The organism is Lentzea sp. CC55 (genome assembly GCF_021056325.1).
GTDB lineage: Bacteria > Actinomycetota > Actinomycetes > Mycobacteriales > Pseudonocardiaceae > Lentzea > Lentzea jiangxiensis.
Genome location: NZ_JAJCXE010000056.1, coordinates 108,645 through 120,180 on the forward strand (window position 1 = coordinate 108,645; position 11,536 = coordinate 120,180).

Annotated in this window: 7 protein-coding genes; 4 read left to right on the top strand and 3 right to left on the bottom strand. The window is 71.1% G+C overall.

What is annotated here, in order from left to right; genetic code table 11:
* Positions 1 to 123: 123 nt before the first annotated feature.
* From L6E10_RS35445 to L6E10_RS41050, 4 genes are read left to right on the top strand one after another with little or no spacing between them, the layout of a single operon-like run.
* The gene (locus L6E10_RS35445) at positions 124 to 1,347 is read left to right on the top strand and encodes an acyltransferase domain-containing protein (protein WP_236224533.1); all 1,224 of its coding nucleotides are present in this window, start codon (positions 124 to 126) and stop codon (positions 1,345 to 1,347) included.
* A 3-nt stretch (positions 1,348 to 1,350) separates the two neighbouring features.
* Positions 1,351 to 3,591 (top strand): beta-ketoacyl synthase N-terminal-like domain-containing protein, encoded by a 2,241-nt coding sequence (locus L6E10_RS35450; protein WP_236224534.1) that lies wholly within the window; start codon positions 1,351 to 1,353, stop codon positions 3,589 to 3,591.
* Positions 3,588 to 5,969, top strand: a complete 2,382-nt coding sequence (locus L6E10_RS35455; protein ID WP_236224535.1) for an SDR family NAD(P)-dependent oxidoreductase — start codon at positions 3,588 to 3,590, stop codon at positions 5,967 to 5,969. The genes L6E10_RS35450 and L6E10_RS35455 overlap by 4 nt, the downstream gene beginning before the upstream one ends.
* Positions 5,966 to 7,204, top strand: coding sequence for a cytochrome P450 (locus tag L6E10_RS41050; RefSeq protein ID WP_236224536.1), 1,239 nt, complete (start codon positions 5,966 to 5,968; stop codon positions 7,202 to 7,204). The genes L6E10_RS35455 and L6E10_RS41050 overlap by 4 nt, the downstream gene beginning before the upstream one ends.
* Before the next feature lie 372 nt (positions 7,205 to 7,576).
* Here L6E10_RS41050 and L6E10_RS35465 read toward each other — a convergent pair whose 3' ends face one another.
* From L6E10_RS35465 to L6E10_RS35475, 3 genes are read right to left on the bottom strand one after another with little or no spacing between them, the layout of a single operon-like run.
* Positions 7,577 to 8,578 carry a zinc-binding dehydrogenase gene (locus L6E10_RS35465; RefSeq protein WP_236224537.1) on the bottom strand — a complete coding sequence of 334 codons (1,002 nt, stop codon included), beginning with the start codon at positions 8,576 to 8,578 and terminating at the stop codon, positions 7,577 to 7,579.
* Entirely contained in the window at positions 8,575 to 9,450 is an 876-nt protein-coding gene (locus L6E10_RS35470) for an alpha/beta fold hydrolase (protein ID WP_236225066.1), read from the bottom strand. The genes L6E10_RS35465 and L6E10_RS35470 overlap by 4 nt, the downstream gene beginning before the upstream one ends.
* A gap of 12 nt (positions 9,451 to 9,462) precedes the next feature.
* Positions 9,463 to 11,148, bottom strand: a complete 1,686-nt coding sequence (locus L6E10_RS35475) for an acyl-CoA dehydrogenase family protein (RefSeq protein WP_236224538.1) — start codon at positions 11,146 to 11,148, stop codon at positions 9,463 to 9,465.
* Positions 11,149 to 11,536: the final 388 nt, after the last annotated feature.

Genomic DNA, 11,536 nt, shown 5'->3' on the forward strand with positions numbered 1-11,536 from the left:
GGGTTCCGTCCGCAGTGGTCCCAACGTACGAGACGGTGCCTTGGCCGCGGTGTGAGCGTGTTCCTACCATGCCGGTGCGCACGACCGATTACCGGCTGTCCGGTATCCGACCCGAGGAGGAAGATGCCCACCTCCGCAGGCTGGCGGACAGCTTTCTGCTTCTCCGGTGCGGGAGCCGTTTTCGCCGATCCGTTCGCCTACTACCCGGTCGGTCGCGGCATCGCAGCAGGGATCGCGAGGCGGATCGACGCCGTCAGTTCGGACTACGGCTGGCCGTCCGTCTTGACCGGACCCGATCTCGCCTCGTGGAGCCCGTTGCTCGAACTGCAGACCTACCACGCGCAACTGGCCTGCTACCAGGTCCTCTTGAACGAGTTCGAAGTTCGTCCGGACGTTCTGCTCGGGCACAGCCTCGGCGAGATCACTGCATTGGTGGCCGCGGACGGTCTTGCCGTCGAGGACGGCGCGATCCTGCTGTGCGAACGCGCCGTCGCGCTCGCGGCCCACGCGGATGACGATGCCGCGACTGCGGCGTTCATGGTGTCGCCACAGGAGGGAAAGGCGTTCGCCGAACAGGCGGAAGGCGTTTCGGTCGCGGCGGTGAACAGCCCCGCACAGGTGGTTCTGTCCGGTCCCGCTGACCAGATGATGCGACTCGGAGACCTCGCCGTCGCCCGAGGCGTCACCGTGACTCCGTTGCGCGCGGGGCCGTACGCCCAGCACCACCCCGCTCTCAAGCCCGCGTTCGAGCGCTACCTCCAGTCCGTGCGAGGCATCCAGGCCGCGCCGCTGCGCACCGCTGTCTGGTCCCCGGTGCTCGCCAGGGCTCTCGAGCCGGAGGACGATCTGGTCCTGCTCGCCGCGCTCCAGATGGTGCGGCCACTGGACTTCCACGGCGCCGTCGCCGGGTTGTGGTCGGCCGGGGTCGGCCAGTTCGTCGAATGCGGTTTGAAGGACACGTCGACACGGCTGGTCACCGCGGCGCTCGGTGACCGGGCGCGCGTGTTCGCGCCGTTCAGGAAACGTTCGGCCGAAGCCGGGATCCGTCAGATCACCGCCCACCTCACCAGTCACGAGGAGCACGCCATGACCGACTCGAACGACGACATGATCGGCTACCTGCGCGAGAACTACGCCGCCGCGCTGGAGATCCCGGAGGAGATGGTGACTCCGGACGTCGACCTCGAGGCGGAGTTCGGACTCGACTCCCTGCAGCACCGCCTGGTGCTGGTGAAGGCGGCCGAGCGGTGGTCGGTCGACCTCGGCCGTGCCGAGTCGCCCGCGACGATCACCGTCCGCTCGGTCGCCGGGATGGTCAGGGACGCGGGCGCGGCGGGACAGGCCTGAACCGTGCACACCGACCGGGTCTGCCTCGTCGCGGCCGGTGTCGTGACGCCGGGGTGCGAGAACGTCGAAGAGTTGTGGCGGCGGGCACAGGACGGCCCGATCCTGTTCGGCCGTTCCGGCCGCTTCAGCGGGACCGGGTTGGCCTCCACGCTGAAGCACAGCGAAACCGGTCTGCCCTACGACCTCAGGTACGGGGAGGTGCCGGACCTGACGGCCGACGGGTCAGGTGACCTCCAGGTGGGGTGGCTGCGCCATGCGCTGCGGCAGTGCCTCGCCACCACGTCCGCCCCCGCCGGCCGCACCGGTCTGTTCGTCTCGGCCTCGACCGACACGAGCTACGAGATGGACCTGGCGCTCGCCGCGGACACGCTCGCGGCACAGGTCGCCGCGCGGTTGCCGGAGAACGGGCGTGCCCGGCGGTACGAGGCGATCCGGCGCGGGTTCGCCGAGTCGGACGCCTGCGTGGGCCGTGGACACACCGAGTTCTTCCCGCACAGCCAGGTCGCGCGTGCCGCCCGCGGACTGCTCCCGCCGGACACGAGAACGCTCGTGTCGAACAACATCTGCCCGTCCGCCCTGTACTCGGTGGACCTCGGCGTCCGGCACCTGCTGGACGGCGCGGTGGACGTCGCGTTCTGCGGGGGAGTGAGCTCGCACGGGCCACTGCGGCAGGTGTACTTCGCCGAAATGGGAACGCTGTCGCGCTCCGGGCAGCTGCGCGCCTTCGACGTGGACGCGGACGGCACGGTGTTCTCCGAGGGCGCCGGTGTGGTGGTGCTCAAGCGGTGGAGCGACGCGCTGCGGGACGGTGACGACGTGCTGGCCGTGCTCGCCGGGTTCGGTGCCGCCTCGGACGGCAAGAGCAAGGCCATCTTCGCGCCGAGCCAGGAGGGGCAGACCCGCGCGATGACCCGGGCGAGGTCGGTCAACGGGGTGACCGGCGCCGAGGTCTCGTGGGTGATCGGACACGGGACGGCGACCCTGGCGGGTGACGCGACGGAGCTGCGGTCGATCGCGGCCGCGCACCCCGGCGGCGAACCGTGGGTGACGGGGAACAAGGGGTATCTCGGTCACACCGGCATGGCCTGCGGTGTCGTCTCGCTCATCCAGGCCGCGACCGGCCTGCACCGGTCGACGGTGCCGCGGCAGCCGAACCACGTGGAGTTGCCGGAGTACGCCCGCTCGTTGTCCCTGCGGGTGCCCTCGGCACCGACGCGGCTGCCGGACGAAAACTCCTCGTACGTCGGGGTGTTCGCCTGCGGGCTCGGCGGCATCAACGGGTACCAGCTGCTCCGCTCGCCGCGCGGAGAGGTGGCCGGCGTGAGGTCCGCCCTGCCCGACCTCGGTGACGAACTGGTGCTGGTGCGGTGGAGCGCGTTGCTGCCGGGCAAGCCGTCGGACGACGAGGTCGCGGCCCGGCTGGCCCGAGGTGACGAGCCGGCCGACGACACCCGTTTCGAGTCCCCCTACCCGCTTCCGCCGTTCCCGGACACGCTGATCACGCCCAAGGTCGCGGCCGCGCTGGACATGAGCCAGCTGCTCACCGCCGAGCTGGCGAGCAGGCTCGCCGGCGGTGCGCCCCTCTGGGAGGGGGTCGAGGAACGCACCGGCGTGTTCGGCGCCCAGTACGGCCTCAGCACGTCGGCCGTCGAGTCCACCGTGCTGTGCCTGGGCGACGGGTTCGTGGAAACGCTGGAAGGCGAGGAGAAGGCGGCCGCCGCGGCCTACCTGGCCGAGCTTCGCGGACGAGTCGCGCCCATCAGCCCGTACAGCCTGGTCGGACGCATGTCGTCCACCGCTCTCGGCTGGGTCAGCAACCGGAGGAACCTGCGCGGTCCCACGATGATGGTCGACACCGGTGAGACCTCCGGGCTCGCCGCGCTGCACACAGCGGGGAGCTACCTGCGTCGCGGCGACGTCGACCTCGCCTTGGTCATGGCGTGGAACGCTTCCGCGCCGCAGGACGCGGCACGCTCGCTCGGCATCGGGGAGGAGGACGTCGCCGAAGGCGCGGTCGCGGTCGCGCTCACCCGCCGGGAGATCGCCACGGCCCGTGGCTGGGAGGTGCTCGCGCGAGTCCGGACCGACCTCGGCCCGGCGCCGGAGCCGTCGCGCCGCGAAAGCGGTCGCTACCGGGCCGCGGACGGCGTGTTCGACGTCGTGCGGTGCGTCGTGCGGGGAGAGTTCCCGCAGTGGTTCTCGGCCGAGTCCGGTCCCGCCGTCCACGTGCTCCCGCCGTCATGACGTCCGCCGTCGTGGCAGGAGGGGTGGTTCAGCCGTACGCGCTGAGGCTGGTGGCACGCCCCGCGACGCCCCGGGTCCCCGAGCGCGAGCCGCTGCCGCCCGGCGCGCTCGTGCTCACCGACGACGCGGAAATCGCGGACCGGGTACGCGCCACCGCCGGGAACGACGTCACGGTCGTGCTCGTACCGGAGACGATGGCCACCTCGGACGAGGAAACGGTGACAGGCCTCCTCGCCGCGGCGGGGCCGGTCGGCGGTCACCTGCGCGTGATCACGTCGCTGCGCGACGCCGAGTGGCCCGCCTCGCCCCGGCAGGGCCTGGTCGCTCTTCAGGAGACGGTGTTCGTCGCGTTGAAAAGGCTGGCCGGCTCCGCTCACGACGACTCGTCGGTGGCGATCCTGGTGCTGGACCGCCTGGACGGGGGAGCGCCGCACCCGCACTGCGCACTGCTGACCGGCCTGGCGAAGTCCGTCGTGTGGGAGCTGCCGGAGACACACGTGCACGCCCTGGTCACCGATGCCGGCTTCTCCGCCGCGGTGGCCCAGCTCCGCGTGGAGTCCGGCTGCGCCAAAGGCCTGCCCGTCGCCTACTACCGCACGGCGTCGGCCCCGGTGGGCCGGTGGGAGGAACGGCTCGTCCCGTTCGGCGAACTCGCCGCGGCCGTCGGACACTCGGGTGCCGCGGGTCCCGTCGTGGTCGCTGCCGGAGGTGCGCGGGGCATCACCGCGCGATGTCTCGAAGGCATGAGCCCTCCGCCATCGATGCTGTGGTTGCTCGGCAGCACCGAACCGGAGGCCATGACTGCCCTGTCCGCGGAGATCGGTGACCTCAGCGGTGCCGACTACGTGCGGGCGAAACGTCTCGAGGACCCGGGCGTCCACATCGCAGCGCTGCGGGCGACCTACGACCGGGCCCGCCAGGCGCGCGAATCGCTCACGACCATCGAGGCCCTGCGCGAGCGGATCGGCGCGGACCGGGTGCGCTACCTCGGGTGCGACGTCACCGATCCGGCCGCTGTCCGGCGTGCGGCGGCGACGGTCGCGGCGGACTCGTCGCGCATCGACCTCCTCGTGAACGGAGCGGGAATCGGCGGCGCCCGTCGTCTGCGGTCCAAAGACCTCGCGACGTTCCGCCGGGTGCGCGACACCAAGATCGCGGGTCACCACAACCTCAAGGCGGCCTTCCGCGACCCCGCGCCATCGGCGTGGTGCACCTTCAGCTCCGTCGCCGGAGCGTTCGGCCTGCCCGGTGAGATCGACTACGGACCCGCCAACGACGTGCTCAACGCCGCCGCCCGCTACGAGCAGGGCCGCGGCTCGCACGCCGAGTGCGCGATCGGGTGGAGCCTGTGGGGCGAGTCCGGGATCGGTCCGCGCACCGGGTTCACCGACTACACGGCGAAGACCGGGCAGCTCGGCCTCCTCGGTGACGCGGAAGGGCAGCGGCTGTTCGCGAGCCTGGTCGCGCCGGACCGCATCGGGCGGCACCCTTCGCCGGTCCTGCTGGGCGAGGCGGAGCGGCGGCTGGTGAGGACGCGTTTCCCCGGCCTGGTCGACGACGGCATCCGGCTTCCCTACCTGAGCAGCCCACCGCACACCCGTCAGGACGACACCGTCTGGCCGTTGGACCTCTCCCGGCACGACCACCTGCGGGGACACGTCCGCCAGTCGCGAGCGCTCGTGCCGGGCGCCCTCGTGCTGGAACTGGCCGCGCACGCCACCGACCACCTCGCCGGGCACGGTCTCGTGGACAGGTTCCAGGACATCAGGTTCGGCGCTCCGGTCGCCGTCGACCCGCAGCTGGCCGAGTACACCGTCGCGGCGTCGTTCATGCCTTCGAGCCCGGACGGCGGCGTGGTCCGCGTCGCCGTCCAGTCGCAGCTCGAGGCCGGGAACGGCGACCGCCGCGTCACCCACGTCGAGCTGGCGGTTCCGCTCGGCGACGACGTGACCACCCGCCTCCAGCCACCTCGGCCGAGCGTCCGCCGCGCACCCGCGACGATGTCCATGTCAGGACTGTTCGACCAGGTCCGCGACTGCCACCTCGTCGGCGACACCACCTCGGCCCGGTGGGAGCCGTCGCTGACCGCCCGCGAGTTCTTCTCCTCGCACCGGCTTCCGTGGCTGCTGATAGACGCGCTGTTGCAGACCGCCTGTGCCACCGGCGTTCCGCACCGGTACGCGACACCGCTCTCGATCACGGAGGTGCGTCTGCACACCCGTCACAACGACCTCGCGCTGGCCGACCAGGCGGAGAGCGTCCACCTGCACGTGGCCCATGAGGCAGGCGTCGCCAACGGCGTGGCCACCACCGATGGCGGCACTGTGCTCGTGACGCTGACCGGGCTCGTGCTGAGCGGACGGGACGGTGTGACGTGACGGGACCGCACGACCTGTTGCTGGGCCTGCTGTCGCCTGCGGGACGCGTCGACCCCTACCCGTACTACCGGCACCTGGTCGAGCGCTGGCCCGTCCTGCCGATCACCCGTGAGCGCCTGCTCGTCACCGGTTACCAAGAATGCGTGGACGTCCTGGTGAACCCCAGGCTGTTCCCGGTTCCCGACCGCCACTGCGCCGACCGGCTGTGGCCGGCGTGGCACACGTTCCCGTCGACCGATCTGCTCTACCGCAGCCTGCTCTTCCGCAACGCGCCCGACAACCAGCCGGCCCGGCGGCTGCTCGCGCGCTTCTTCGGTCCCGACGAGGTGGCGCGGATGCGACCGATGATCACCCGGCACGCCGAAGCCGGCACGGCACCGTTCGGCGCTGCCCGTGCGGTGGTGGACGCAGCGCGAACGTTCACGACGATTCCCAACGGGGTCATGGGCGAGTTGCTCGGCTTGCCGCGGCACGACGAGGAGATGTTGGCAGGGTGGGTCAACAGCTTCCTGGAACGCAACGAGCTGCACCCGCCGGACAAGGCGCTCGCGGTGGCGGACGAGGCGGCGACGCGACTCGTGGAGCACTTGGACGCCACGGTCGGCGGGGAAACCCCACTCGTCCGCACGCTCGCGGGCCACGGCCGGCTCAGCGCCGGCGACCTGATGAGCAACCTGGTGTTCCTGCTCGGCGCGGGCACCGTGACCACCGGATCGCTGCTGGGCACCGGTGTACGCCGCCTCGCGGCGCGCAACGACCTGTTGCCGCGTCTGAGGGAGGACGACGCGTTGCTGCGGTCCTTCGTCCAGGAGACGCTGAGGTACGACCCTCCGATCCAGTACGGCGTGAGGGTCGCGGCGGAGGACACCGAGCTCGCCGGAGTGCCGCTTCCCCGCGACAGCGTGGTGCTGGTGAGCTTCGGTGCGCTCGGCCGTGATCCCGCTAGGTTCGCCGATCCGGACGTGTTCGTGGCGGACCGCTTCGACACGCCGGAACCCGCGGTGCGGGACGTCCTGTCGTTCGGCCTGGGCGCGCACCGGTGCGCCGGTGCCGAACTGGCGCTCGTGACGAGCGAGATCGCGTTCCGGCTACTGGCGGCGCGCGTGGACGCCATCACGGAGGCGGGTAGGCCCGAGAGGCAGGCTCGTGCGGTCACCCGCGGCTACACCAAGCTCGCTGTCGAGGTCGTGCCGGTGGGTCGCTCCTTTCCGGAAGGTGCCACGACGGTGAGGTGATCAGCGACTTCACGTGAGCCGGTCGTGTTCGAGATGGGTACGAGTGCTGCTTCGACGACATGTCCGGCCGCCCGGCCGTCGTGGACGAGAGCCCAGGACGCCGGCGTGCGAGGTCGCGCTGCCCCGACTCGGCCGCGGAGTGGTCACGTCGCTCGGACCTCCTCCAACGTGCAATTCGCGTGGCCGAGCTCGTGAGATGTGCGTGGGCACCACGCCGTTCCGGGCACCTGCCACGCATGATCACCACTTGCGTCGAGTGCGGCCGAGCAGTCCTCAAGTCGAGAATGCCGCCCGTGGCGGCAACTGAACGCAGGTGGTCGGCCAGATCGGCTTGACCGGGACCGTGTTCCTCGCGCACGGAGGTCAGGCACATCACCGGCCGGGAGCGATCATGACCACCTGGTGGTCTCCTGGCCGCCCGGTGAGGGCGTCCATCATCGCTGTCACCGGCCCGCCGTCCAGCGGGACGATGTCGGTGATGATCTGCTCGACCGGGACGCTGTCGTTCGCGAGAAGGTGCAGGGCCGCCTCGAACGCGCCCCTGTTCTGGGCGAAGCTGCCCACGATCCGGATCTCCTTGGTGATGAGGGCGACCGAGTCCAGTTCGGTGGGCCGCTCGTTCACCCCGAGTGCGACGATCGTTCCCCGTGTGCGCACGCGCCGAGCCGACTCCGCGAGCGCGGTCACCGAACCCACGCACTCGAACACCACGTCCGCGTCCTCGGTTCGTTCGTCGACGTCCACCGCGGTGATCCCGGTCGCCGCCAGGCGTGCGCGCCGGACGGCGTTCGGTTCCACCACCCGCAGGCCTTCGACTCCCCGCCGCCGCAGCACGTGTGCCAGCAGGAAGCCGACCGTGCCGCCGCCGAGGATCGTGACGGTGTCCTCTTCGGACACTCCGGAGCGGTCGGCCGCGTGGACCGCGCAGGACAGCGGTTCCGTCAGCGCGGCGTGTTCCAGCGGAACACCGTCCGGTACCGGGTAGACCGTGTGCTCGGGGACCACGATGCTCTCGGCGTAGCCTCCGGGGCGGGTGCCCAGGCCGAGGGAGCTGCGCTGCCAGGGCTGCACCGCGCACAGGTGGTTGTCGCCCGCCCGGCAGTCGTCGCAGTCGCCGCAGCCCGCCTTCGGCCAGACCACCACGGCCTGCCCCGCAGCCAGCCGTTGCCCGCCCGGTGCGGCGACGTGGCCCGAGATCTCGTGTCCGAGCACGGCCCCGGCCGGGACGACGTGCGGCATGGCCCGCAGGTGCAGGTCGGAACCGCAGATGGCGCAGAACGCCACGTCCACCCGCACCCAGCCGGGTGCCGGCTCGCGGTCCTGGACCTCGACGAGGCACAGCCCGCGCTCCTCGGTGACGACCAGCGCCCTCATTCTTCCTCCACAGCTTGTTCGTCGGCGAGGAACGCCCGGATCCGCGCAACCAGGACGTCGGGTTGCTCCTCGGCGGGGAAGTGCCCGCAGGAGTCGATCTGCGCCCCCTCGACCCCGGTGGCGTAGTCCCGCCACAGGTCGAGCACGGGCAGCGTGCCCACGAGTCCCCGGGCGCCCCAGGCCAGCTGCACGGGCATCGTCAGGCGCCGACCCGCTTCCGCGTCGGCGTCGTCGGCTTCGAGGTCCTCGTGGCGGGCGGCGCGGTAGTCGTCGAAGCTCGCGCGAAGCGCCCCTGGCTGGGCGTAGGTCTCCGCGTAGTGCCGCAGGTCCGCCTCGGTGAACGCCTCGTGCCGGAACGCCCCGGCCGCCAGCATGAACCGCACGTACTCCCCGCCCCTGCCCTCGGTGAGGAACTCGGGGAGGTCGGGAACGAGGTGGAACAGCCAGTGCCAGTACGCGGTCCCGACGCGTGCGTCCATGTGCCGCCACATCTCCCGCGTCGGTACGACGCTGAGCAGCACCAGGCGGCTGATCTCGTGCGGCCGGTCCAGTCCCCACCGGTGGGCGACGCGCGCTCCCCGGTCGTGACCGACCACGACGGCCTGCTCGTGTCCCAGCTCGCGCATGAGCCCGCTCATGTCGGCCGCCATGGTCCGCTTGTCGTACCCGTCTCGGGGCCGGCTGGACGCCCCGTACCCGCGCAGGTCCGGCGCGACCACCTCGTGGTCCCGCGCCAGAGCGGGAAGGACGTGGCGCCAGGCGTGACCGGTCTGCGGCCAGCCGTGCAGCAGGAGGACCAGCGGACCCTCTCCGGCGCGTCGCAGGCGGAACCGCAGACCGCCCACCGCGCGCGTCTCCTCATGAACGCGCATCGCCACGGCGGTTCACCTGCCCTGTGCCGGGAGGTGTACGCCCAGGGCCCGCGCCGAGGAGGTGAACTCGGTCAGGTAGCGGTCGTCGACCATGGGGGCGGTGACGAGCTCCGGCAGGGGTGCGAGCAGCTCGGCCAGGAGGTCGATCTTCTCCCTGTCGGGCGACACGGGCAGGTGCGGCTCGCGCAGCCGGTGAGTGGCGAAGTCGGCCACGAGGTCGTCCATGACCTGTTGCGGCACCAGCGGTTCGGCGTCGTGCTCGGTCAGGACGAGGTCGAGCATGCGGGCGTGGACGAGCACGACGGCCTCGGCGTGCGTGAACGATCCGTTCTCGCGGCTGCGCCACGTCTCCGTCAGCGCCTTCTCGACCCGCTCGGGCAACGTTGCCGGCGGGCAGGAGGCGAACCGGTCGGAACCCAGGGCGCTGCGCGCCACCTGGTAGGCCATCACGGAGTTGTCGCCCGCGAAGGTCACGTTGACCTCGAAGTCGGTCCGCAGGGTGACGATCTGGTTGTGGCCGTGGAAACCCTGCGAGCCGCACATCTCCCGGCACGCGGCCAGGACCTCCAGGGCCAGCCAGGAACCGCACTTCCCCGTCGCGGTGAGGACGTGCATGTTCTTGCGACCGGGATCGGTGTGCCAGTCGCGTTCGACACCCCTGACGACGGCGCGTTCCAGCAATCGCAGCGCAAGGGAGCGCAGCTGCACCTGGTACAGCCGGTCGCGGAACAGCGGCTCGTCGAGGAGTGTCCTGCGCCGGGGCTCGCCGCGGGTCTCGCGGTGACCGGCGAACCGCCAGGTGAGGTGGGCCGCGAGCTCGGCGGCCCGCGCCCCGGCGCTGAGCGGGAAGATGCGTTCCTGCACGAAGGTCTCGATCGACTTCACGAAACGGGTGCCTGCGTCGGGCAGCGTGCTGGAGAAACGGCCGTTCTCGTCGATGCGCGAGTACCGTCCCATCAACGCCTCGCGGGTGAGCCGGACCCCGGTGAAGCGGGCACCTCCGACCTGGTTGGCCTGGATGCCTCCCTTGGGGTCGCAGGAGAGGATCGTGATGCCCGGCAGAACAGGACCGTTCTCCTCGTCGCGGAGCGGGACGCGGAACCAGTGGTGGCCGACGTCCTCGCCGTCGATCACGAGGCGGGCCAGGACCATGCCGACGGTCGCGGCGTGCTTGATGTTCCCGATCCAGAACTTGCACGCGGCGTCCGTGGGGGTGTCGAGCGTGAAGCACTGCTCCGCACGGTCCCAGGCCACCGTCGTGCGGATCTCCCGCAGGTTGGTGCCGCCCCCGATCTCCGTGCAGCAGAAGGCGTAGACCTGCCGCATCTGCGTGATCTCGTCGTGGTGACGGGCGACCTGCTCGGGAGAGCCGTGGTTGAACAGCGCGCTCCCGGCGATCAGGTGGTCGGTGATGGTCGAGGTGAGCGCGAAGTCGAAAGCTCCCGTCAGGCCCATCACGTCGCACATGGACCGGAACGCGTGCTCGCCCGGCCGGCCCATCCACATGTCGTTGTGCACCAAGCCTTCCCGGAAGATCGCCTTCATCCGGTCGATGGTCAGGTCCATGTAGTCGCGCAGGGGCAGGTCGTCCCGCAGCCGCGGATCGAACAGGTCCTCCCGCAGCAGGCCGCGCATCGTCTGCAGACAACGGCTCGAGGTGAGGAGCGGGTGCTCGTGAGGACCTGCGGTCGCGGTCATGTGGTCGATCCTCTCGATCTGCGAGTACACGCATCCCGGTGTGCGGGTGCCTGTGAGAACTCCTCGGTCTGCGGCTGACCGATGAGCGGTGGAGCATCCGAGGCGAAGCTAGCGGTGTTCCTCGAACTGATCACGTTCTCGTCCCACGGCGTGGTATGCGTCGGCTGTGGCCTCGAAGTCGCGGGCGTACGGTCATTTCACCGGCTGGCGACGCGCCGTTCACCGGCAATCGTCAGTCCACAACAGACTTTCAGGTCGAGGAGCGTTCCCATGACAGTGAACCGTCGCCGTCTTCTGCTGGGCAGCGCGGCCCTGCTGGCAGGTGCCGCGGGCACGGCCGTCCCCGCCGCCGCGGCGCCGGCCGGGTTCCCGGACTACCGGTACCGCC